Origin of the sequence: Levilactobacillus paucivorans (assembly GCF_001437125.1) — a bacterium.
In the GTDB taxonomy this organism is placed as follows: domain Bacteria; phylum Bacillota; class Bacilli; order Lactobacillales; family Lactobacillaceae; genus Levilactobacillus; species Levilactobacillus paucivorans.
Genome location: NZ_JQCA01000165.1, coordinates 1 through 24,139, shown reverse-complemented (window position 1 = coordinate 24,139; position 24,139 = coordinate 1). Strand labels below are relative to the sequence as shown.

Annotated in this window: 20 protein-coding genes and 1 tRNA gene; 12 read left to right on the top strand and 9 right to left on the bottom strand. The window is 47.1% G+C overall.

Translation table 11 applies throughout. The features are described 5' to 3' along the window. Positions 1-132 precede the first annotated feature (132 nt). Positions 133-477 carry a helix-turn-helix domain-containing protein gene (locus tag IV54_RS10945; protein ID WP_057879361.1) on the top strand — a complete coding sequence of 115 codons (345 nt, stop codon included), beginning with the start codon at positions 133-135 and terminating at the stop codon, positions 475-477. 371 nt (positions 478-848) lie between these two features. Here the strand turns inward: IV54_RS10945 and IV54_RS10940 are convergent, their stop codons facing one another. Both IV54_RS10940 and IV54_RS10935 read right to left on the bottom strand, forming a co-directional pair. After that, on the bottom strand, positions 849-1,322 hold the full coding sequence (locus IV54_RS10940; RefSeq protein WP_057879360.1) for a C40 family peptidase: 474 nt from the start codon (positions 1,320-1,322) through the stop codon (positions 849-851). A gap of 160 nt (positions 1,323-1,482) precedes the next feature. After that, entirely contained in the window at positions 1,483-2,439 is a 957-nt protein-coding gene (locus IV54_RS10935) for a linear amide C-N hydrolase (protein ID WP_057879359.1), read from the bottom strand. Positions 2,440-2,591: 152 nt separating this feature from the next. Here IV54_RS10935 and IV54_RS10930 point away from each other — a divergent pair, with 152 nt between their 5' ends. After that, positions 2,592-3,218 (top strand): LVIS_2131 family protein, encoded by a 627-nt coding sequence (locus tag IV54_RS10930; RefSeq protein ID WP_057879390.1) that lies wholly within the window; start codon positions 2,592-2,594, stop codon positions 3,216-3,218. Positions 3,219-3,976: 758 nt separating this feature from the next. On the opposite strand, the gene IV54_RS10925 is transcribed toward IV54_RS10930, so the two are convergent. From IV54_RS10925 to IV54_RS10915, 3 genes are all read right to left on the bottom strand, one after another. Next, positions 3,977-4,546 (bottom strand): M15 family metallopeptidase, encoded by a 570-nt coding sequence (locus IV54_RS10925; protein WP_057879358.1) that lies wholly within the window; start codon positions 4,544-4,546, stop codon positions 3,977-3,979. A gap of 222 nt (positions 4,547-4,768) precedes the next feature. Next, positions 4,769-5,419: an NAD(P)H-hydrate epimerase gene (locus tag IV54_RS10920; RefSeq protein WP_191980421.1), complete on the bottom strand. Its 651-nt coding sequence runs from the start codon at positions 5,417-5,419 to the stop codon at positions 4,769-4,771. A 29-nt stretch (positions 5,420-5,448) separates the two neighbouring features. Continuing rightward, positions 5,449-5,904, bottom strand: coding sequence for a MarR family winged helix-turn-helix transcriptional regulator (locus tag IV54_RS10915; protein WP_057879357.1), 456 nt, complete (start codon positions 5,902-5,904; stop codon positions 5,449-5,451). Positions 5,905-6,042: 138 nt separating this feature from the next. Here IV54_RS10915 and IV54_RS10910 point away from each other — a divergent pair, with 138 nt between their 5' ends. From IV54_RS10910 to IV54_RS10895, 4 genes are all read left to right on the top strand, one after another. Next, a complete protein-coding gene (locus IV54_RS10910; protein ID WP_057879356.1) occupies positions 6,043-6,369 on the top strand; it encodes a hypothetical protein in 327 nt (108 codons plus the stop codon). A gap of 45 nt (positions 6,370-6,414) precedes the next feature. Next, a tRNA-Arg gene (locus IV54_RS10905) sits at positions 6,415-6,486 on the top strand. A gap of 415 nt (positions 6,487-6,901) precedes the next feature. Further along, positions 6,902-8,263 (top strand): MFS transporter, encoded by a 1,362-nt coding sequence (locus tag IV54_RS10900; RefSeq protein WP_057879355.1) that lies wholly within the window; start codon positions 6,902-6,904, stop codon positions 8,261-8,263. Between the two features lie 308 nt (positions 8,264-8,571). Then, positions 8,572-10,128, top strand: coding sequence for an MFS transporter (locus tag IV54_RS10895; protein ID WP_057879354.1), 1,557 nt, complete (start codon positions 8,572-8,574; stop codon positions 10,126-10,128). A gap of 89 nt (positions 10,129-10,217) precedes the next feature. On the opposite strand, the gene IV54_RS10890 is transcribed toward IV54_RS10895, so the two are convergent. Together IV54_RS10890 and IV54_RS10885 are read right to left on the bottom strand one after the other, a co-directional pair. Next, the gene (locus IV54_RS10890) at positions 10,218-12,044 is read right to left on the bottom strand and encodes a DUF5776 domain-containing protein (RefSeq protein WP_057879353.1); all 1,827 of its coding nucleotides are present in this window, start codon (positions 12,042-12,044) and stop codon (positions 10,218-10,220) included. Between the two features lie 197 nt (positions 12,045-12,241). Continuing rightward, positions 12,242-13,318: a family 20 glycosylhydrolase gene (locus tag IV54_RS10885; protein WP_057879352.1), complete on the bottom strand. Its 1,077-nt coding sequence runs from the start codon at positions 13,316-13,318 to the stop codon at positions 12,242-12,244. Between the two features lie 340 nt (positions 13,319-13,658). On the opposite strand from IV54_RS10885, the gene IV54_RS10880 reads away from it, so the two are divergent. The 3 genes from IV54_RS10880 to IV54_RS10870 all read left to right on the top strand — a co-directional run bounded on the left by IV54_RS10880 (position 13,659) and on the right by IV54_RS10870 (position 17,464). Beyond that, positions 13,659-14,891: a hypothetical protein gene (locus IV54_RS10880; protein ID WP_057879351.1), complete on the top strand. Its 1,233-nt coding sequence runs from the start codon at positions 13,659-13,661 to the stop codon at positions 14,889-14,891. Positions 14,892-15,087: 196 nt separating this feature from the next. After that, a complete protein-coding gene (locus IV54_RS10875) occupies positions 15,088-16,269 on the top strand; it encodes a hypothetical protein (RefSeq protein WP_057879350.1) in 1,182 nt (393 codons plus the stop codon). 115 nt (positions 16,270-16,384) lie between these two features. After that, on the top strand, positions 16,385-17,464 hold the full coding sequence (locus IV54_RS10870) for a helix-turn-helix transcriptional regulator (protein WP_057879349.1): 1,080 nt from the start codon (positions 16,385-16,387) through the stop codon (positions 17,462-17,464). 670 nt (positions 17,465-18,134) lie between these two features. On the opposite strand, the gene IV54_RS10865 is transcribed toward IV54_RS10870, so the two are convergent. Together IV54_RS10865 and IV54_RS10860 are read right to left on the bottom strand one after the other, a co-directional pair. Beyond that, on the bottom strand, positions 18,135-18,737 hold the full coding sequence (locus tag IV54_RS10865; RefSeq protein WP_057879348.1) for a hypothetical protein: 603 nt from the start codon (positions 18,735-18,737) through the stop codon (positions 18,135-18,137). Further along, positions 18,737-19,930, bottom strand: a complete 1,194-nt coding sequence (locus tag IV54_RS10860) for a hypothetical protein (RefSeq protein ID WP_057879347.1) — start codon at positions 19,928-19,930, stop codon at positions 18,737-18,739. The genes IV54_RS10865 and IV54_RS10860 overlap by 1 nt, the downstream gene beginning before the upstream one ends. A gap of 654 nt (positions 19,931-20,584) precedes the next feature. Here IV54_RS10860 and IV54_RS12145 point away from each other — a divergent pair. From IV54_RS12145 to IV54_RS10845, 3 genes are read left to right on the top strand one after another with little or no spacing between them, the layout of a single operon-like run. After that, complete coding sequence (locus tag IV54_RS12145; protein ID WP_237756727.1) at positions 20,585-21,790, top strand: DNA adenine methylase; 1,206 nt, start codon at positions 20,585-20,587, stop codon at positions 21,788-21,790. Further along, a complete protein-coding gene (locus tag IV54_RS12140; RefSeq protein WP_057879345.1) occupies positions 21,787-22,683 on the top strand; it encodes a Dam family site-specific DNA-(adenine-N6)-methyltransferase in 897 nt (298 codons plus the stop codon). The genes IV54_RS12145 and IV54_RS12140 overlap by 4 nt, the downstream gene beginning before the upstream one ends. A 46-nt stretch (positions 22,684-22,729) precedes the next feature. Then, positions 22,730-24,115 carry a hypothetical protein gene (locus IV54_RS10845; RefSeq protein ID WP_057879344.1) on the top strand — a complete coding sequence of 462 codons (1,386 nt, stop codon included), beginning with the start codon at positions 22,730-22,732 and terminating at the stop codon, positions 24,113-24,115. Positions 24,116-24,139: the final 24 nt, after the last annotated feature.

The following is a 24,139-nucleotide window of genomic DNA, read 5'->3' as shown; positions in this document are numbered from 1 at the left end:
GGATTCGCAACCGGTTCTGCCCGGGTTACGGGCGCAACTAGCCCGGGCAAAGTACGTGATGTTCGTCTTTGCTTGCTAGTCGCCCCTGGCAGCTCCGACTATAATGTGAGTTAATCAAGGGGGATGAAGTAGATGGAAAATGAATTTAGTCAGCAGTTAGTCAAGATCCGCCGACGACGGAATCTGTCTCAGGAACAGTTGGCGCGTCAGCTATTTGTCTCACGTCAATCAATTTCGAAGTGGGAGCAGGGGGAAACGTCGCCGGATATTGGGACGCTGGTTAAGCTGGCCAATTTGTTACAAGTCGACTTGAATGAATTGGTTAGTGGTGAAGCCGAAGGAGAGCGTGTGCGTGACCCTGAGACACCACGGCAAAGGACGTCTGAGGAGAATTTCTGGGAGTTCTTGTCAAACAATTGGTGGACGGTCATTCCGATCATGGGAATTGTGTGGATGATGTTGAGCGGTTTTAACTGAAATTCGGAGATTAAAGGAGTCTTGTTGGCTGGAATCTGGCTGGCAAGGCTCGTTTTTGGTTGGGTGAAAGTTTGTGAGGATGTGGGAAGTGGCTTAACTGGCGTTGTCGTGGACTGCTGTAGGTCCTTAATAAAAGAGGATCGGTTCTCGCCGCTCTTTACTGGTGCTGGCGGCTTCCGAAATGTGTTCCCCGCTTAGGTTCCTGCGCTTAACCCTATAACCGCAATGTCCCAGACCCGGGGGCATTACGGTTATGACGTTAAAGCTCAGAACCTAAGCGGCTCGGGGAACACTCTTATACAAAAATCCCCCATCGCGACGTACGATGGGGGACACAGTCTATTTACTTATGAAGGTTAGTTAAATTTAAATTACTTAACGTTTGCTACGCGAGCGTAACCAACAGCGTGCCACCAAGGGGCGTGAACCTTTTCAGTCACAACACCACGGTTTTGAGAATCAATCATCTTACCGCCACCAACGTAAAGTCCAACGTGAGAGATGGAGTGCTTTGAACCACCGAAGAAGACCAAATCACCCTTCTTGATGTTCTTGTAGCTAACGTGCTTGTAGTGGTTGTATTGGGCTTGGGCAGTCCGTGGAATAGATTTGCTACCACCCTTTTTGTAAACGTACTTAGTGAAGCCAGAGCAATCAAAGCGGGAAGGACCAACTGAGCCCCAACCGTAAGGCTTACCTAATTGCTTCTTGGCAACCTTATGTAATTTGCTGTAGGAAATCGTCTTTGCGGATGCACTGACCGGTTGGGTCAAGGCAAAGCCAGCCAGCACGAATGCGGCCATGGCGATCAGGGATAATGCGATTTTAGCTAACGTCTTCTTCATAAATGTAAACAAACTCCTCTTTTTTAATTAGTATTTTTAGTTTTGAAAACTTGTTCCGTTCGATTCAACAGAACTAATACTATCAGGGAGTTGTTACAGTTATGTCTCAAACCAATATCAATCGCGTTAAAGGTAATGTTAAGCTTTGCAACATTGGCGATTAATCAACCGGATAGGCATGAGGGAAATTCCGGTGTGACGCCATTTCAGGAGTCAAAACGATTTGTTGCAAACGCCGTGATCGGCGGGATTGAAAAGTGAGCATTTTGGCTTCTAAATTGAAAATTGATCGGTAATGGGTGTAATTATGGTTGGGTTGACCCTGTCTTTTGGGGTCAAATGGGAGGCTAACCTCTGCTAACCATTGGAAAATTTCACGGGTGCTGGACGCATCATTTTCAGCGATCGGGGTCCCCCAGCGCCGAATGGCCATGTGAATGAAACGATCGGTGGGGATGGTTTTGGCTGGCAAGGTCTGGCCCGAGGCAATGACGGCCTTGGCAGCTTGAATAGTTTCCAAGGTAAAATCATCGCCAGCTACCCCCAGATAACGGTTGAGGTTTTTCAAGTGGGTGGCCAGGATCGGGGTATTGGTGAGAATGCCGGCCGGGTTGACCTGCGCTTGAAGGGGGCCACCCGTCGGTTCAATCACGATTGTTTGCCCGGTGGGATCGCTTAGGATCCAGTGGAAGGGGTAGACGGCCGTGGCTTGGCCCCAGCGACGGTTGAGGAGCGTCACCCGCGGAAGATCGGCGATGATTTCAGTTAAGGTGGCGTGTTCACCTAAGGCCCAGGTGATGAAATCCTGTGGTCCCAAATTAATTTTCCCAGTGACGGTGTGGTCGACATAGGTGGCTGCGCCTGGCAAATACAGTTCAGCACAGCTCAGACCGGCCTCATTGATGCCATCTCCGAGGAGGTAGGCGTGCCAATCGCTGGCTCGGCGACCGCCGCCCAGAATGGCGTACTGACTCGTTCGTAAAGGTCCGACTGCAGGCTGCCAATGATAGTGTCTTGGCAGAAAAACCGGGCGCCACGGGGTAGTCGTGGGAAAATCCATGGTCCGGGCAAAAAAATGGTGGGCAGAAGCGGTGGTATAGGTTAGACTAGTACACACGGGGAACGCCTCTTTTCTAAGATGAGAACTACCCTCAGTATAACTTAATTTTCGCCGCTGTGGCTTGTATTCCCGGCGTGAATCTCGTAAGCTAATAGAGAACAGAAATACCCATATAGAGGGGTTTATTTTTGGAAGGGAATTGGGAAACTATGAAATCAACTTGGAACTTAGTGGGGATGACCTTGTGGGTCCTAGTCCTGGTCGCGTTGGTCTGGATGGTCCACGACATGCGGGTTCGCCGCATTCACCTCATCGTGACGGAACATCACAGCTTTTCGTGGCGTAATTTCACCATTTCAACCGTTGAGTTAGTGGTGTGGCTGTTGTTCTTTGGTGGGATGAGTTACACGACGTTCTTCCAAAATGTGAACCAGCTGGGCAGTCGGGTTAGCGAAACGACGCGCTATGAACCCCTGGTAATCACTACGGGTACAGGGAGTGGCTCCGCCTATTATGTTGTGGTCCACAACAGTGACGGTAAGAAACCGGTCCAGCAGTACACGTATCTGACCGAGGGTGAAAAATACCAGGTCAACAGTACGGACGCCACGGTCGCAGCGGGTAAGAAGGCCATTAACTTGCCAGCCTCAGCCTATCAATGGGATGAAAAGAAGGTCAAAAAGTATGATCAACGACACCAGAAGGCTTGGGTCGGGGTCATCGAGACGACCTACAAGAAGTCCTTTGTCAATGGGATCGGGTTACATGCCGGCCGATTGGCCAACCGCTTCACGTTGATTCGGATTCCGGATCATTCGTTTATGTTAAAGGAATAGTGAGTTGTAGCCGAGACGTTCTGTCTTGGCTATTTTTTATCTTGCTGGCATTGCTAGTTGTTTTGGACATGGCTAACTCCTGAGCGTTAAATAGATCTAAATAATGAGGATCAGCGCCTCAGGGCTGGTGAAAATGAGACCGGAACGCTGTGGGCGCACGCGCGGAGCCAAAGAGCGGTCTCCACGCTTAGGTTCGAGCCTCTACGAGTCTCAAACCTAGCAATTCCCTAAGCGATACAGCCCATCGCTAAGGGAATTCCCACGGCTGGGCTCATTTTCACCAGCCCTGCGGCTGATACTAGTTCGGGTCATCCGGTGGTGGATTTGATTTATTCAGGTAGCCAGTCGGTCAGCCAAAAGAGAAAACCAAAACAGGAGTCGAACGCTTATCCTCAAGATAACCGTTTGACTCCTGTTGATATCAAGTGATATAGATTCTTGATGACAAACTTTGAAATTCAGTGTGACTCACACTCTGTCGTATTCAGAAATATTGTAAGTCTGACAAATCGTGTCGCAATATCCAGGATTAAGCCAACCATGTTACTTCCAAAGACAAGTCTAGCCGGAGGAGGTAGGGATGGAGCCGGCCGTGGTGGGTGATGTTAGACCGAGTGATTTTCTCGGCCTTACATCACGGGCGACTTTGAAGACCCGCGCCTCTGGCGGGACTTCAAATCGAGCGAGAAGCCCAAGGGGCTGAAGCGTCCCCACAGCAGGCGTAATCCCTGGCAGCCGCAGGCGCCGGTTATTTTCTATCACTCCGAAATAATCTGGTAGTCATTAGGATTTGCTGCTGAAGGGCCGTATTCGTCCATCTGGCTATCGCGATAGTCCCACCACTCGTTGCTATAGCCCACGAAGCCCGCCGCGGTCATGGCGTCGTTCAAGATGCGGTAGTGCTGTTCCTGAATGGCCGTGCGCGGGGCATCGCGATGGGCCGATGCTGTGAAATCATCGAACGGGGTTTGCATTTCGAGTTCGTTACCGTCTGAGTCACAGAGCGTGAGGTCAAAGGTCACGCCTTTCTGATGTGAGAAGTTGGAATTGGGTTTTGCGACGAAGGACGGGTCCGGGTAGACTTCAAAGAGTCGTTCCTGGGCAGTCACGGGACGGTAGGCATCCCAGACCTTGAGCCGATAGCCCTGTTCACGGAGCTGAGCACTGGCGGCCGCGAGCTTCTTAGCCGTACCGGTACGGGCGATGGCAGTGGTAAAGTCGTAGACAATTTGGCTGGTAAAGTTGTTTGTGGTGGCGTAGCGCAGGTCGACTTGGATGCTGGGATCCAGCGCTTGAATATTGCTAAAACCAGTTTCGAGTTGAGACATGGGGCACCTCCAATAAGAATTAGGCTCAGTATACCGGGTTCATCAACGAAAAGCTTGTGAAAGGGCTTACCGTTTGGGCGCAAAAAAAGAAGCCCGATGGTTATCGGACTTCCCGTCAAGAAACACGAAAGTCACTCAGCTTTCGCACAGTCTAGTGTAGCGTACTTTCAAGGCCCACCCGGAGTGATTAGGCGGGGTTAGGGTCGTTGCATTACCAAGTCCTTAACGGGCATGTTCGAGGCGATCCTGGGCGTAAATTCCAATATCAGCGACGTGGACGGTGCCACTGTGACGTTTCCCGGTAGCGGTCAACAGGCCAATCTTGTTGTAAGCCATGGTGACCGTGCTATCGGCGACAACCGCGACGCCCATGACCTCACCAGTGTCGGCGTTGATGCCTGAAGGCACATCGATGGCGACGGTCTTGGCATCGGCGGCGTTAATGGCGTTGATGGCATCGGCGAACTTGCCGTGAATTTCACGGGAGAGGCCGACGCCGAAGATAGCGTCGATGATGACGGTGGCGTTGACCACGTGGTTCAGGTCAGTGGTAAATGGAATGTGGTAGTAATTGGCAATCTTGAGCTGTTGTTGCGTCTGAGGGGTTGCCTTGTCGGGGTCACCCAGCAGGTAAACCTCGACGTCGATGCCGCGGATGTGTAAGAGGCGGGCGACCGCGATGCCGTCACCACCATTGTTACCAACGGCGGCGACGACAACGACACGGCTCAGATCGAAATCATCATTTAAAATGTTATTGAACGTTGCCAAAGCGGCGCGCTCCATGAGAACCAACGCGGGAATACCGATCTCGTTCGTGGTGTGCGCGTCGTAGCGTTGGGCTTCGGCAATGGTAATGGCTTTACTCATCATTGATCCCCTCCTTAGGTGGGTATGAGAACTTATGAGTGTTGTTCCGTGACCGGACCGGACTGTAGAACCCGACTCGATAAATACTGGAGTTGGGTGGTGATACTGGCGTAGTCAAAGTCAGTATCTGGGGTCACCTGTTGCCACCAATCATGTAAAACGGCAATGGCCTGCGTAACCAGATCCTGGCCGGCAATCGTGAGGGTCAGGCGCCGGTTACGACGGTCCTTAGGGTCAGTTTCCTTTTCAATCAAGGCTAGTTTGACCAGGTGTTGAACCATTCGGGCCATTAGGCCTTCGTCGACCGCCATGGTCCAGGCTGCCTTGCGTTGATTTAACTGGCTGGTTTCGGAAACGAGAACTAACAAATAGAATTCAGTGATATTTACCGGCATGGCATCGGCTTCCAAGATCTGGTTCATCGCCCGCTGAAATTGCCGGTGGAGGATGGCCAAATTCGTGGTAAAGTCTAGTATCGAGTCTTCCATGAGCCACCTCCTCAGTCGTCGTTATGGTGCTTACTCTTAGTTTACACCAGATCGCCAATGGGGATGAGGTCAGCCACTTATCTGGGGCAAAGAAGTGCTAGAATAGCAGTAAACCTAATTTATGGGAGGCATTATCACATGTACATTCAAATTCCAACCGATATGGATGAGGTCCAAATGCGTCAGCTGCAACTGAAACAACAGGGGGAAACCTGGAGTGAAGACCAGATCATCCATCAGGCCGTGCTGGATACCTTCCAGGCTTACCTGGATCAGATCGAAGACGGGCACTATGACACGGCGACTTGGCAGGATGAAGCGTTGATCGTGACCGACATCAACGGTGATCAAACCGCCACGGTTCAGCCACAGGGTGACACGTTCATTGCGGATTTTAGGAAGGATGCCGATCAGACGTCTGCCGATCTGGAGCAAGCGGCCATCAAAGCTTCCGGCGCCCGCTAGGAAAGTGGCCATTTAATAAATTTTGTACTAGAATAAAGGTGTTGTGCGCCCTTAGTGTAATGGATAGCACATGAGATTTCGGTCCTCATGATCCGAGTTCGACTCTCGGGGGGCGCAATAAGAGTTTAGACGAACTGAATAGAGTTATTGATTTGACGTGCGTCTTGGGCTGTACTAAAAAGAAGCTACCGTAAAGGTAGCTTCTTTTTAGTACAGCCCTTTAATAGACACAGGTGCAATCTTTTCTTGAGCAGGAAAAACATAACTGCCATAATCATTAGCCAGATAAATTTGGTCATATCGAACTAATGGTTGAATATTTAATTTAATATTGTTGTTAGTTCTATAGTATACGTCCCATGTATACTAGCTTGCCAATCTGGTAATTTTCAAAAAATCCAAGTCGTCTTATGATTGATGCATTCACTTCGGAAGATAAGTTGTGTTTCAGGTTGAGTTCTCGAAATTAATGCAGTTCTAGCAGGACTTAGATCTTGAACTTGACCCGATCATATTGAGATAGGGGTTTGTCATGACTAAGAATAAAGAAAAATTTGGTATTGTGTTACCGATTATCCTGTTGAGTTACTTCATGATTCTTTTGGATAACTCGATTGTGTTTACCAGTACGGTAAAAATAGCCGCGGATCTACACATGGATGCTCAGACCTTGGCATGGGTCAGTAGTGCCTACACCTTAACCTTTGGGGGATTCCAACTGTTCGGCGGTCGGATTGGGGATGTCTATGGTCGGAAGCGAGTCTTCTTGATAGGACTACTGTTGTTCTCTTTTGGATCCTTGATGGTGGGGCTATCGACCAACGCCCCAATGATTATTGCCATGCGGGCGTTTCAAGGCGTGGGGTCGGCTATCTTGGCACCGACCACGCTCGCCTTGCTACTGGATAATTATCAAGGGAAGATGCGGTCACGGGCAATTGCGGCCTATGGCACCACGGCTGGGATTGGCGCTAGCTTTGGGATGGTATTTGGTGGGATCATCACCAGCCTGTTTTCTTGGCGTTATGGTTTCTTCTTAAACGTTCCAGTTGGTCTACTGATGTTTCTCATGGCAATTCGTTTTGTGACGGATGATGGGCGTAAGCATTCGGGGCAGCTTGATATCATGGGGACCATCTTGTCAGTGCTTGGTCTATCAGCGTTAGTCTATAGCATTGATGGGACGGTTTGTCAGGTGCCTGCCTTCTTTGTTTCAGTGGTGACACTGGGAGTCTTTGTCTATGTAGAACACGTGGTGAACAGTCCAATCATGCCATTACGACTTTTCAAGGACCGCCAGCGTAACAGTGCCTACATTTCACGTTTCTTCTTTATTGGTGGAGCCTTCGCTTACTACTTTGTGACTACCCAAGCCCTGCAGCACACGTATGGCTTTACGCCGCTGTTGACCGGTCTGGCCTTTTTGCCCGTGACCATTCCCCAATTTATCGGGGCCCTACAAGTTTCAAGATTGTCGGATAAGATCGGCAATGCTCGACTGATTGTGATTGCGGATGTGCTCGTTACCTTGAGTTTCTTAGTGACCGTCGTCTTGGGTTTGGAGCGCGGCTACTGGGTAGCGGTGGTGAGTCCCATGATTATCTTTGGATTTGGTCAGGGATTGGTGCTTAGTCCACTAACCATGGAAGGGGTAGCCAATACCGATCCTGAAATTGCCGGGGCTGCGTCCGGCGTGGTCAACACGGTCCATCAATTTGGACAATCGGTTGGGGTTTCAATTGTGATTGCCTTGACCAGTGGGGTTCACAACTTTTCAATGAGTTATCATGAGCAGTTGCTGATTATTGCAGCTATCTCAGGTCTAAGCTTGATTGCGGCTCTGTTTTTAAAGGGAGATCAGCAACGGGAACCCGTTCAGCAATCTCAAAGTTAAACGAAGGTGCCTGCCATTAGCTTGGTAGGCACCTTTTATATTGCTTTCGAGGCGATAAATTTGGGCGTCCGGGTTCGCTCTGAAGTAAATATTGTAATTTTTATAAGTGATTATCGAGAATTTACCATTAAGTGTTGGTAACCAGTCGAAATGGCCTATACTTAATGAGTCGTTTCGACCTGTTAGGTGAAGGTGCAACAGGTGCGAATGATCAATATTGAATACTTTAATAACGCGGGATGTATGTGGTTATAAGCTTTAGGGAGTGTCTGGGTTCCGCGACGAAATGAATGGAGGAAATCAGAACAATGAGTAAGTCAACACGAAGTTGGATTGGGCTAGTCGCCCTTTCCCTGGGGGTTTTCATGGCCTTACTAGATGTCACGATTGTTAACGTGGCTTTGCCCACCATGGTCCGTGATTTCAATGAATCATTTAATAATGTGCAGTGGGTCCTAAATGCCTACTCATTGGTTCTGGGGGTTACCTTGCTGATCGTGTCTAAGATCGGTGATATGTATGGGTTAAAGCGGGTCTTCGTGATCTCCTTGGCGATCTTTGTCCTGGCTTCGGCGATTAATGGAATGGCGCCGAACCTGTTGGTCCTAGACATTGGTCGTGGGGCCCAAGCCTTGGGTGGCGCGGGAATGAACGCCCTGGCAATGGCACTGGTTGCGGTTAGTTTTAAGGGAAGCAAACGGGGCGTGGCCCTCGGAATTCTGGGGTCCATCATCGGGTTGTCTTCGGCTTCAGGTCCGCTAGTTGGCGGTTATCTGGTGGCCCAATTTGGTTGGCGATCAATCTTCTACGTCAATATTCCAATTGGGATTGTGGCGATTATCTTAACGGTCATCTACGTTGATGAGGTGCCCGATCTGAGTCATAATCATCAGATTGATTTTGCCGGGATGGCCCTGTCCGCCGGGAGTTTATTTGCGCTCATTTATGGCTTAATCCTGAAGGAAAATCATCCGAACTGGACCTGGACGAGTCCGCAAATGCTGGGCTGGTTTGGCGCAGCGATCGCTTTCTTTATTGTCTTCATCTGGGTTGAAAGCCGGCTGAAGCAACCGATGGTCAACCTAGAAATGTTTAAGAATCCACACTTCGTGGGTACGGTCATCGTCGCCTTGGCACTAGGTGCGGGGATCTATTCGTATAACACCTACCTGACGGCGTTGATGCAAAACTACATGGGTTACTCGGCCTTACAGGCTGGGGTCCGGCAATTGACGATTAGTATCTGGTCTTTAATTTTGGGACCGCTGACCGGATATCTCGGCAATCGTTATTCTAAAAAATGGATGATTAGTGGCAGTCTCTTCTTAGGTGGGATTGGGTTTCTCATGTTGGCCAACGCCATGACAGTCAACGTTTCCTTCGCCGAATTATGGCCAGGGATGGTGCTCATGGGGATTACCAATGGGATGGTGAATCCACTTCTGAACAGTAGCGGTATGGAAGGTGTTCCGGTACGGGAGATGGGGATGGCTTCCGGCTTAATCAACGTTTTCCGGCAAATCGGGGTGACCTTGGGCATTGTTAGTCTGGGGTTGATTCAAAACAATGTCTATGAGAATTACTTAACGACTCACTTTAGTCAGATCAACATGCCGAAGGCGGCCGCGACCGGCATTCACCAGGCGCTGGTTAGTGCGGGGCCATTCTCGGGTCACGGCATTGCCTTCAGTGCTCGGCTAGCGAAGATGCCATTTGCCCATGCCATTCAACAAACTGTTTGGCAGGCCTATGCCAATGGGACGCGTGCGGTAACGTTAACGTCGGCCATCATTGTCGTCGTTGGGGGAGTCTGCGCCGCTGTCTTTATGCGAAATCATAAGGCCAATACATCTGAGTTGGATTAACACAAGTGAGTTTATCAAGAATAAAAGTTATATAGCACGTCGAAAAATCCCACAGAATTTCTGTGGGATTTTTTGTGAATGCAATTAACTTACTTGATGCCGCGAACATACCGCGAATTACCAGTAACGTAGCCTCCGCTAACCTTGTAGCGCAGGGTGTCACGCTTGCTGAAGTTGTTCGCATTGGAATAAGTCCAACCCGTTACCTTGAGCACGGTGTTCTTGCGGTAATGGTGGTTGCGCTTGGTCAAGTTGGCCGTGCGATACCGATTGATGGCGGTCTTGGTGACGATCTTCTTGGGCATCGTCTTTTTTCCGGCAATGACCAACTTCTTATTGGCCGTCACGTAGCGACCGTTCGTTAAGACGAAACGCGTGGTCAGGTTGTGGCGGACAATCTTCTTAACCTTGAGGACCTGTCCTTGACGATAGTGGGCCTTCTTCTTGGTCAGATTCTTCTTGGCATAGGCGTTGATGCCGGAAGGGTTGGTGACGGTAATCTTGCTGGTCTTCTTGGTGTAGTAGACCGGGGCCACGACAGACTTCTTGGCCGTGATATATCCCGTCTTCCCGGCAGTCTTACTGTGGTGGTTCACGTCACGAACCTTGTAGCGCTTGGCGCCACTGGCCGATTTGGTATAGCCAGTCACAACAAACATTGGCCGGTTCTGCCGTGATTTCTTAGTGTAGACGGTGATGCGGTTCTTTTTGGTAAAGCTGTTCTTTTTATACAGGGCGAGCTTCTTGAGACCATAAACGGCGCTACCCTCGGGAGCCACCGTTGCCCCGGAACCACCCGTCTGAATTTCGGGATCATAGACGTAGGTGACCGTCTGAGCCTGGCTGGTGAAGGTGCCCTTGGCATTGGCCGGGGTCTGGGAAAGCTTGTAGTTCTTAATCGTGAGGGCATCGGTGGCATAGGCACTTCCCAGGCTTCCTGTCAGTGTCTTATCCGGCGCAATCTGCTTGCCCTTAGCATCAACGTAATAGACGGTTACCGGTTGACTTGTTGCGGGATTGGGATTCGGATCGGGGTCTGGCGTGACGGTATCTACGAACCAGGAACTAAAACTTTGAAATTGAGAACCGACGATCCCGTCCATTTTATAATTACCATCACCCAGAGGATGAAGATAATTTGACATTGGGGCCGTAATCAAAGCCCGCGTTTGTCGCGCACTGTCATCTGGTTCAATGGCAGCCAGCTGTTCGTTGGTTCGCTCCCCCAGATGGGAACTCAGTAGGCTATTTTGCAAGAGATTTGAGACGGTACTGAAAAATTCATCGTCGTCTTCAAGTTTGAACAGGTCATCGTAAATCTTGATCATGCCTGACTGACCTAATTCGACTAACTTGGGACGGAAGTTAGTCTCATAGCTAGTTTGCATCTCTGAACGCGTGATTTGGTGGGTAATATACTTAGCGTTCGTTCCAATCATCCAAGCTGGTAGGTAGGCAGATAAGACCATGTTGTTGATATAGTCGGCTTTAGACATTCCAGCGGCCTCTTCGCCACCGATTTCTCTAAATTGATAGTCGACCATAGATTCACCTGGTAGAAGATCAATGTCGACCATGCTATCCGCAAAAGTTCGGGTCAAATTGCTAAGGTCTGTGATTTCTGGATACATGTCGTTGAGTCCTTGAATAAATGCAGGATCCTCAGCCTCAGCTTTGGTGATGGTCGTTGGCCATTTTGGATACCAGTAGAGTTTTTCGTTACCATTTTTGCCACTCATGAGAGTATACATGGGTTCCATGGCACGCACTGGATAGGTCTGCAGGTCACTAGTTTTGGTGGTGACAGACTGAGTCGGGTCAGTCGAGTCGGCAAAAGCAATACTTGGGCTAACCACACCGCCTAGTAACAGCAGGGTTAGTCCGGAGATGGTGATCTTATGGATTAGTCGATTCATTTAATACACCCCTTATACGTTTAGTGCCGTTATTATGATTGTAGTATATCATATAAACAAACTAATTAGGAGGGGAGAATACTGGTATAACGGTAAACTTAACTCTCAAAACAGTTGAGTCAGTCAGGTGAATTAACTAAGTTGATGAATCGCACAGATTTAAAAATGTGACCCCACTTGGGCCTAAGTATCGGGACCTATTTTGGGACGCTCAGGCGGTGAATAAAGGCCACGATGGCCGTGGTCGACGTCTGCTGGGAGTCGTGTCCCCAGAGACTGATGAGGGTGCCACGGGTCGTCACACTCGGTTCAAGCGTCCGGTTGTGATTTGCGTTGGTCCGATCGATTTCGTTAAACATCGTCGGGGTGTAGTCGTCACGGAGATAATTCAAAAAGTAGGTATCATAAGCGACATTGCCAATGTATTGCAACTGATAGTAGGTGGCATAGCTGTTACAGTTAATAATTTGGCGGTTGCGGGTAACCAGATTGGGAACCGACACACGTTTAGCGCGCCGGTTGACGAGCTCGGTCCGTTCAGTGTGGTTGCCAGATTGGGACCAGTAGTTGACCACAATGTTGGCATCTAATTTCGGTAGCTGCTTTTTTAGAATGGAGTCATTCCACACGACGGTGGTAAAGCCGCGCTTATTCTGATCGCGGTTGAGTTGATTGACGAATTTGGTCAGATAGCGGTAATCACTGTCCGTTCCTGGAACCTCGTCGGCACCAATGATGAGATCACGATACGGTTGGTTTTTAAAGCTACCATCCAGTTCGCGATAGATCTTCTTGGCGACGGTGATTGCCTTAGGACTGGTGTAGTCGAGGGTTTCTCGGTCGAGTTTGACGGCACAATAGGTCTTGCCGTGTTTACGTTTGAGTTGTTTTAGAATCGCACCTGCATGCGAAGGGAGATCGACGTCCGGAACCAGTTGAAGTTGGCGTTGGTTGGCAAAGGTGACCAGCCGCTTGAGGGCCTTGGGTGACAAGACCGTCTTCGAGGCCCGATTCCCCAGATAGGCCGATTGGAAGCTGAGGTGTTCATTGTCGCTGAGGTGTAGAACCACGTAGGTGAAATGTTGGTCGGCCGCGGCCGTGATGACGCGCTTCAGGGAACTCTCGGAGAGGGGATGGCGGCCAAGATCGATGAGGAGGCCTTGTTTGGTCGCCAGCTGGGAGCGTCGTGCCGCCTGAGCGGTCGTTGCGATTGGTGAAATGAGAGCCAAACAGAAAGTGATTAGAATCAGCATAATGAATGAACGACGTTTCAATGGAGTTCCTCCTCTGGTGAGTCATTGATAGTACAGTCGCCCCTAGCATACTGTTTATGACTTGGCGGGGTCAATGAAAGAATGGCTGCCGAGTCAGATTTGGTCGAGAATCCGTGAAAATATGTTGGGGTGGGATGATTGTGGGGATAGACAGAGCCAACTTTTTTCTATAGTCGAGGCATCATCGACCGGAATAATTAGCTGATATTTCTTGAAGTTGTGATGAAAAAACGAAATTGCTGACATTATTTGTCGGTATCTGCTGATATAATTTGGTTATCAACTGATTTCACTAGTACTCCTGACTAGCGAAATCTAAAAAACTGAAGGGGCGATGTCGATGCTGAAAAAGAATATTGATTTGAACCAATACCTGGCCGACCAACAGATTTACGCGAACCTCTTAATCTATGATTACAGTCAAGCTGACGCAGTGGTGCCAGAGAGTCGAGTGACTCTACTATCTTCGGAGCGGCGACGGCTAACCCAGCGCGGTGGGCGTTATCAACTTTACAATAATTCTGGTGACTTCTACGCCAATGGCCTGACGTTAGCCGATCTCAATCGTCGATTACCAGAGATGATAGCCAGTGACCGGCCACAGGTCTTATCGACTGAAGAACCGCACTTAGATATTGTGGCTGATTTGATTCGTCAGGTCGCGGCGATGGGCTTGGTCGTGACCGGCAGTCGCTATGTTTGCAAACGCACGTGGACAGTGACTGATGATCGGCGATTAATGGCGACCTTGTTGTCACATCAGGGCTGTACAGTCCAAGCTGGCGAAACGCCAGGTTCAGCCGTTATGGTGGACGAGGATCACCAGCCTGTCATGCGAGAAGAGCCTGATGGGCACGATGCAGAACTGGTCGATGAGGTTCGATTCACCGTGCAGGATCGGGCGGGTCATCCGCTGATTCGTTTGATTCCCTTGGACTTATTGGGCGCCGCTCTCTATGGCTTACGCTGCGGTTTTTCAGCACACCAATTGCAGGAGTGGCTCCTGTGGCCACGACTGGATCAATCTTTGATTGGTTCGGCGCGATTGGCCTTGGTTGAAAGTCGCCAGACGCCAGCCAAACCAATGACGTCGCTCACGGATTTACGGGAATTAAGTACCGTCTCCGTGCCCACCGATCGGCCAATTACCGCGCGTTGGTTTCAATTTACGAACGCTGCCGACACGCGTGACTTGGGTGGTGCGATGGTCCCCGAAGAGGCGAGTGAAGTGTTGGAAGCCACGTTCCATGGTGACCCACGTCCCAGCGACCGCGACTTCTCCGATTGGTTGGTCCGCCTTGCTGCGTGCTTCAACTTGCAGATTCAGCGCCGGCAACGTCGCCGTTTAGCCGTGTGTGACGTCAATCGCTTTAAGGTCGAAAATGGTGAAATTGCCGATCTGGAGGCGACTAGCCGGGCCAACACGGGTGGTTTTCCGGAAACGGTCTATGAAATCTTCGATCGTGAAGCCGGACTTTCGGTGTGCTACGACCTGTCATTTCGAGGACTGGTGCCGACCTTGTTGGCGTTGGTCGCTCAAAATAAAATAGTCCTTTCAAAGAAGGATAACTAGACCGAACCGGTTAAGTCTGGGTGGCCGAGTGTGGTTTCTCAGACTCTACGGTTAAAAATAACGAACTTGCTGTAACCAGAAGTGTCAAACTGACATGATATGTCCATCTAACTGGGTATAATGAATGTATCAGATAATTTTAGGTGAGTGCTAGTGAGCTGATGACTAAGGAGCGATGATTCTATTGAAAAAAGCAATGGATTATAACCAATATTTAGTTGAACACCAAATGGCCGCCACGATGTTAATTTACCGTTATAGTGAAGCCGATATCGTATCTCCGGGAAAGGACGTGACCGTTCTGTCGCCAGAACGTCGGCGATTGACCTTGAACGACGCGCGGTATCAGCTCTATAACGATGCGGGTGTTTATGCCAACGGGGTGACGCTGGACGATCTTAAATCGACATTGGCGACCTTAAGAGCCAGTGATCACGACCAAGGTTTGTCAGCGAACGTACAGGAATCCAGTACCATCATTAGCTTGATTCGGGACCTTGCGAAAATGGGGCTGACGGTGATGGGTAGCCGCTATGTCTGTGATCGTGTATGGGATGTTGATGATGATCGACGGCTAGTGGCGGCGTTATTGCATCCGCAGCTAATTGATGATCAACCACACAGTGAGGCCCACGAAGCCTCGACGCTGGCTTACGATTGGGAAAATACCGTACGACGGGATCGTCAGCCAAATGGGGTCAATAAGGTTGATGAAGTCCGCTTCACCATTCAGGATCAAGCGGGGAAACCGTTGTTACGACTCGTCCCCCGGGAACGCTTAGGAACGGTCCTTTATGCGCTACGTTGTGGGGCTAGTCCACAACAAATTCGCGAGTGGCTTCTGTGGCCGCGGCTAGAACAACTTTCTCTGGATTATGCGCAACTATCCCTGCTGACTTGCTGGCAAAGCGAATCGCGAAAGATTGTGACGCTGAAAGACCTGCTTACCTTGGATGACTTGACGATTTCCGACCAAGGTTCAGGCGATGCATGTTGGTATCAGTTCACGGCTCAAAGTGAGAAAAGCCGCTTCGGTGGGGCGATTCCCTTTACTGAAGCAGGCGAGGCATTGTCAAAAATTTTCCATGGCCATCAGTATGCCAGTGACCGCGCGTTCTCTGATGGGTTGGCGCAACTTGCTCAGCATGTCAATCTGCAAATCCAGCGGCGGCAACGGCGATTGTTTGACATTGCTGATATTGACAGGTTCAAAGAGGCTGAAGGTGAAATCGTTGATATGTCGGCTACGGGCCGAGATGGTCATGAGGGCCTGCCGGAAACGGTCTATGAAATTATCGATCTGGGCTCAGGTCGAACGTTACGCTATGATCTCTCAATTAATGACTTAGTGATGGCGTTACTCGCGTTTGCCAGATAGGCTGGGTTCTCTAACGAAATAAACGTAAGAAAGGTTTACCGAGACGTGAATTTAACGCGATCTGAGTGATTGCGCTGATGATACCCGGCTTGGTTATCGAAATGGAGGTAGTCAAATGGCAAGCAATGCAAATAAAAAAGGCAATGAACAGAAACGTGTCGCTGAAATGTTAATCACCCTGTGGCAGGGTGGTCGGATCGTGGTCAAAGACCTGGAGGAAACTTATGGGGTCGATGAGCGAACAGTTCGGCGCGACATCAAGGCGATTAAAGCCGCGGTGTTGGAACAGCGTGATTGGAGTTGGAACCACGATCTGGTTCAACGCGGGACGAGTAAGGTCTATGCCTACTACCTAACGACGCAAGATGAGTTGACTTATGCCGAAGTCTTGGCCTTATTGAAAATGGTGATTGGCGTGCGGGCACTGAGCAAACCCGAAATGTTGACGCTTCGCGAACATCTCTTGGGTTTGTTATCGCCCAGCCATCGCGAGAATGCCCGCCGGCTAACCACCGTGACCGCGGGGACGTATCGCCCCGTAGGCTATAATGCCAAGGTTTGGCCGGCCGAAGAGACGCAACCACATATCGGAGCCAGCACGATGGAAAAACTGCCGCTGTTAGATGATATTGCCACCTATATCCAGGCCGACAAGTGGATTAGATTCAAGTATCAAAACAGCACGGGAGCCGTAAACACCATCGTGGGGAAGCCAACCAGTGTCACTTTCTCAGCGCATTACTTTTATGTGTGGATCTATACGCAACAACAAGGGAACGAGCAAGTCTATCGGTTGGACCGTATGCAACCAGACAGCCTGCGCGCGGCGCACCGGGCGGAACAGCCCAAGAATACCAATGAGGGTGAGCGCGTGAATCAGACGTATCTCTTGGGTAATGAATTGACCTCAGAACCGTACGAAATCCAGTACTGGGGCTGGCCACAGACTGCCCTGGATAGTTTGCCAGGCGTGAAACAGGTCCGCCGAGCCACGGCGGAAGAGGAGCGTCACCATCCAACCGGAACCGAGATTCTAAAGACCAATCCAACGAGTGTCATTATTTCAGGAACTGGTCAGATGCAAGGCTTGGTGCTCTGGATTATGGGGCAGGGCGCGTTGGTTCGCGTGCTGAAAAGTCCCAAATTACGGGCAGCCGTTTTAACGGAGATCGACCGGATGCGGGCGTTGTATTAATTACAAGCATTGTTCAAAAATCAAAACAGCCCAATAAAAATAAGAGTCGAAAATGAAGTGAACCTCCAGGGCTTGGAAAAATCCAATTTTGGGAGTTCACTTCATACACGAAAACCCCGTAATTTAATTTTGAGATGAGTATGGGATCTCAGAATATACAAAAATACCATGCTCTGTGCTATAATTAGCACAGAAACACGGTAGATGTAGAGCGACAGCTCACCCAGTTATATTATGACGTAAAGAACCGAGTAGACCTGCAAGTTAGCTGCGGTTCTTTTTGTTTGCGCTGATAATTTTGGCATAAGCCATCATTATCTTGGCAACAGCGTTCAAGATTGCAGCAATGCCTAAGAGACATGCTGACAAACCCATCACATGAAGCGAGCCTTTCAACTCTGAATTTGTGCTGCATACGCATCACTCCTTAGAAATTGGCAGGTTCGCCTATAGCATGAGATACACAAAACAGGGTGTGCTGGCACTGGTTTAAAGGGTAAAATTTGATAATGAATAATTAAAAATAAGGCTCCTCATAATCAGCTTCGTGTCGAAGTTGGTTGTGAGGAGCCTTTGATGTACAAATATTTTTCTTACAGTCGAGTCGGTCGTTGTCATGACTTCAAACCAGTTAACGATTTCGGCTCTTATTTGTCAGACCGGTAAGTATTTAGTCGACGGCTTCTTCAGTGATGTCGAGGACTTGTTGACGAACGGTAGCGGCTTGCCAACGCGTGTTGACTGGGGAGTAGTGGTACATCGTCTTAACTGGGCGGCTAGCAAACTTAGTCAGCGCAGTGTTGACGGTACTTCCTAAGGCAATCAGCGTGGCGTCTTTTGAGATACCCAGGGCATCAAGGTGCTTTTCGAAGTCACGGACATCGGCTTCAACTGGCTTAGCTTCTTGACTGTTACTGTTGATGGTCTTGGAAACATCACTCATGAAAGTTCCCCAAAGCTTCGTGCCATAAATGGCAGCAGCGAGGCGGTAATCACAACTTCTGGCAGGGCCATGGAAGTTGTTGAAGAGGCCTTGTTCGCTAGCCTTAGCAGCGGCGTTGCCAGGGTTTTGACCGACCAGGACGTATTCAACTTTGCTGAGGCGGTCAGTGAGATCGCTAGGAAGTTGGTCTTTAGGGGATGTCCCGTGGGCGCCATAGGCGGCCTTGAAGAGTTGTTCACGTTCAGCGTCGGTGGCGTTAGCTGGTAAATCAGCGGGAACGTTCCAGAGCGCCCAGCTATCAACAGTTGAAAAATCAGAAGTTTTAATCATTATTTATCACCTTTCTTTAGGTCAATGTGACGTAGCAGTTTTTCAATCAGGTTACGAAGCAAGATGTCGTAGGCCACGGTCTGACCGGTGGTCTGGTCGATCAAGTCGAAACTTAATTCAGGAATATGGGGACTGTCTTCTCGCCAGAAGCCGATAGCAACATCGGTGAGACGGCCGTCAGTAATCGTGAAGTCTTCGGCCGCCCCTCTGTCAACGAGTTGACGCGTCATACGATTAATGCCGAGATTTTGGCCGCTAGCCAAGTCAATGAGGCGTTGGGCCAGCTGTTTGGCGTCGTCGGTTTGCGTCGGGTCGACGGGGGCTTTGCGGGTAAATTCGGCAATGACGCTGAGACAGTCGGTGAGACCAAATTCAGGGTATAGGGTGTAGGGTTCGGCGGAAGGACTGAACAACTGAGTGATACGGCCGCCTCCAGGAATTTGGGATTTCGCCATACGGGCACAGTCAGCACGACTGGTGATCGGGTAGTCAGCGGATATGCGGTAGGCGGTGACTCTGATGTCAAGGTCACTGTCTGCTGGGAATAACTTGCGGTTCGGCCATATGAGGAGTTGCCTGATGGTTTGGGGGTCGGCTTGGAGTAAGAGACAGCCGATGACCGCGCCTAGGAGGAGGGGATGAATGCTTTCAATAATCGGCTCACCTGATTGATCGTAAATCGTATAGCGACTCTGATTGGGCAGGTATTCGTTGTCGTTATTCAGGGCTGGAATACTAGCGGTGTCACTTGGTCGTGATGGCAAGTCGAGCGTGGCCAGATAGTCAGTAGGATTAGCGACAAATTTGTCGAGATCAGAGATAAAACGCGATTCGAGTCGTTGGATATGGTGACCAGTCACGGTGAAACCTAAATCGTTCAGATTGGCGATGAGTGTTTCAAGATTGGGGACCGCCGTCGGGCCAAACGGCAAATCGGGGAGGTCATCGGTCGGTGTCGAAAGGACGCGCTCAAGTTCACGTAATTTTAAATAGGACGTGTAGGTGGCGTTGTCCTCACCGCCCACTTGATAACGCGTAACGCGGTGGGGCAACTCATCAGATGTGATAGAAAAAAGCGAGGTTGCATTTGAAGCAGTGACCCGTTCGGAATCGCTGTGTGCGTAAACTTTACACAAAACGTTGAGGTCAGCATAGGAAAGATTTCTGGAGATTTTGGTCTGAGATATGGTCATTGAAACACCTCCTTGTTAGATTAACGCGGAAACGATATGACGCGGTGTTACTTAAGTTGATAAAATAAGTATAGTCGATGGGTGTGTCATATTATGTCAGTCTGATAGTGATTGTAAAAATTAATTGTACGAAATTGTTGCTTTTTGAGTTGCCTATTGGGAAACTAGCTTGAAAGCTTATGAGACGTGTATTTACGGCTACTTAGTATGTGCTTTTTTGTCGGACATGTCTGGGAATGCTGTCATAAGTAAAGTAATGAGGGATTTGGCTGATTGTTAAAATTAATGCGAAAAATCAGCGACAAATTTCGTTAGTTAATAATAGGCGGGGCTGTTCAAAAAGAGATTTCACAAGAAGCTATTTATCCAATTCAATTAGGGAAAAAGTATGTTTCGCAAGCTAAGATTTCTATATAGGCTGTCCAGGGTGGCAGGAACTTAATATATTTGATTATTTGTTGATGAAATTACGACATCAAATTAGAATAGATGGTTGTGTTGATTAAAGGTGAAAATTAAAAAGTTGGCCGCATTGAGATTGTCAGGAATGTATGTTTGGTACTCAGCTATGGCTATTTAGATTATTATTGGTTGAATAGGGATGACTACCAGAAGTAAGTGTAGTAAAATTTATGTAAAATAAGTATGATGCGGGTGTTGCATTTGAAGACTAGAGAAATTTTAAGCAAATTTGGAATCACGAGACAGACTTTAGCAAACTGGACTAAATATGGAAATTTGAAAATTAAAAAGAGGCCTAATGGCAGGTATCTTTGGGATAAGGAGTCGATTGAAAGCTTGAACAACTATGTTGACTTAAAAGCAGCGGGTATAAAACCGGTTGGGAATAACAAAGATACATTTAATATTGAAAACAGAAGGTATTTGGGTGCGAAATCTCGCATGTTGGATTTTATCGATAAAGTAGTGAGAGAAAACACTAGTGGAGTTAGAACTATAGCTGATATTTTTGCTGGAACAGGTGTCGTTACTAATCTATTTTTTTCACAGGGTAAAGATGTAATTGTTAATGATATCTTGGATAGTAACTTCATGGTCTATCAAACTTTTTTTGGGAGTGATCGAGTTCGAGAGAAACTGTTAAAGGATAAAATTAGTCAGATGAATGCTCTTCCTGGTGATGATAATTATGTGAGTGTTAATTACGGCAATAAGTACTTTTCTGAGAGTAATGCACGCAAAATTGGTGAGGCAAGAGCGTTTATTGAACGTCAAACAAAATTAACAAGTCGAGAGAAAGATATTTTGCTAACTTCGTTACTGTATGCTATGGATAAAGTGGCAAATACAGTGGGCCACTATGATGCTTATAGAAAAGTGTTGGATAATATTGCGCCTATTCATTTTAAGTATCCAAATCTGGAAGTTAAATCCTCTTTGACAAGAATTTATCATGAAGATGCTAATGAGTTAGTTAGAAAAATTGAGGCTGATTTAGTATATATTGATACGCCATATAATAGTCGTCAATATGGTGATGTATATCATGTGTTGGAAAACGTTATAGATTGGAAAAAGCCTAAACTATTTGGAGTTGCTATGAAACCTAAAGACCGTAGTAAAACTAAAAGTCTTTATAGCACGTCAAAAGCTCCGGAAGCTTTTGAAGACTTAGTAACTCATATAAAGGCTAAATATATTCTAGTGTCTTATAACAACATGGCACATAAGGGAGTAGGGCGATCCAATGCTAAGATTAGTAACGAGGAGATTGTTTCAATATTAAAAAAAAGGGGGAGGGTTCAGATTTTTGAAGAACCATTCCAAGTTTTTACTACCGGAAAAACAAATATAAAGGATCATAAAGAGTTACTATATTTGGTTGAGGTGATGAAATGATTCGCTCTTTTTTGAATTATCCTGGCGGAAAATATCGAATATTGGATCAAATTCGTCCGCTATTTCCGAAGAAATATGCACGTTTTGTCGACCTTTTTACTGGTTCGGCAGTAGTTGCTGTAAATAACTATGATTCGGAAGCAAGAGTAGAGGCATATGATATTAATGGGCCACTGATTCGTCTGCTAAAGTATGTTCAACGGACGGAAATCTCTGATTTAATGCGGAGTGTGATAAGTATAATTGAAGAGTATGATTTAACTGATACGTTTAGTCATGGTTACGAATACTATGGAGCGAATTCTGGAAGTGGTCTAAGTTCGATAAATAAGAATGCATATATAAAGCTGAGAGATGTATATAATAATCAGGAAAGCCAAAATAGAAGCCCTATTTTCCTTTACGTGTTAATTGTCTTTGGTTTTAATAATCAAATTAGGTTCAACAACTCTGGGAAATTCAATAACCCTGTTGGAAAACGCGATTTCAATAAAAATATGAGGGATAAATTAATAGAGTTCAGTATACAAGTAAAAAATATGGATATCACGTTCGGACGGGCTGATTTTCGGTTAATAGATAACAGAAAGCAAGACTCTTTTTTTTATGTTGATCCACCATATTTAATTACCACAGCTGTTTATAATGAAAATGGTGGATGGACCGCAAAGGATGAGAATGATTTGTTAGCATTTTTGGATGAAGTAGATCAAAACGGAAATAAATTTGCGTTGTCAAATGTTTTTGAAAATAAAGGGCAAATGAACGAATTACTGATAGATTGGTCGTCCAAATATAATGTTCATCATATAGATAGGGACTATGGCAATTCAAATTATCAACATAGGACAAGAAATGGGAAAACAGATGAAGTTTTAATAACTAATTATTAAAAGTTGAAGAATGATAGAAATTATTTTTATAACTACGGGGTGACTTATGAAGCTAAAAAATGAATCTTCAGTTTTAGATTTTGGCGACACTAGTTTTCGGCGTAAGGAGTATATGTCTGAGTATCGAACCTTACTCGTATTATTGGAAAAGCATATGGAAAATGGTCAAACTTGGGCTCGAAATGCTGATTCACAGAGAGATTTTTACGAAACAGTTATCGACCAAACCAACTTATTTGATCGTAATGAAACTGAAGATAAGAAAATGGCTAAGCGTGGTAGAACGCTGACTAATAGTTTGGTTAAGACAGGGTTGATTAATGGAAAGAGAGAAGTGTCAGATGCGGGAAGAGCATGGCTTCATCGTAATCTGGCACCTTTGGATGAATTCGAAAAGGTATTAAGTATTTCAGAAGATAATCTGATTTTCTTTCGACAATGGTCTAAGCTAAGACTTTATAACGTGGCAGGGGATCATTATATAAAACCATTTCTTTTTATGCTGAAGATGCTAAGTCGATATAAAGATATCCCCCGGAATAACTTAGAAGTACTGGTTTTATCGATTAGTCCAAGTATGGGTGAAAAAGAATTGGATGAAATAATTGATAAGTATCAGTTAGTAATCGATAATCAGTTGCTGTTTGATCAATTCTTGAATATGTACATTGACCAAGGTGGTATGCGAGTGGAAGAAAGCCGTTTAGAAGCCATCTTAAATCAAAAACCAATTAACGAGGATGACTTCAATCAGTTTTTTAAGAACGGAAAGTCTATGGAAGCGGCAGCCCCTATCTATCTCAAATTTGTTGAATCTGTGTTGTTGTTTCGAGAGAAGCCAACTCGGAGTAGTATGATGGCAATGCTTAGATTGTCGAAGCAAGATAAAATAAAAAAAGCATTTGGCTATAATGCTACCCCGTTTAACAGTTCGAAGGCTCCCCAATATACTCTCAGCGATTTTCGAGATGACAATGGGGAAAATCCATTATTATCAGGCTCTGTGGCGAACATATACAATGTTTTCAAAAATTCAAAACGATACGATTTGATTCGAGAATATGGTGATATGACGTATCGTTTAACGAATCTTGCTGGTATCATAAATTATGATAACGGTATAGCTAATCTTCCACTTCAACCAATCTTTACAAAACTTTTTGACAAATTCGAAATAAGAATGTCTGGTACACAACCTTTTGACGAGTTCGAGGGGGAACTTGGAAGTGAATTTTATTCAAATAATTCATTTATAGCATCTCTACACTTGAACTCTGATAGTGTTCGGAGTGGATTGGAAGAAGTTGCTGGAAACTATGAGTTGAGTGATGTTAGTAAGCTGGTCAACTACTTTGAAGATCAAAAAAATAATAGATTTGTTGAATTGGTTAAAAATAGATTTCCTCAATTGTCAAATCAAGTGCAACACTAAGAATCTATTCTTAGAAGTGGTCTA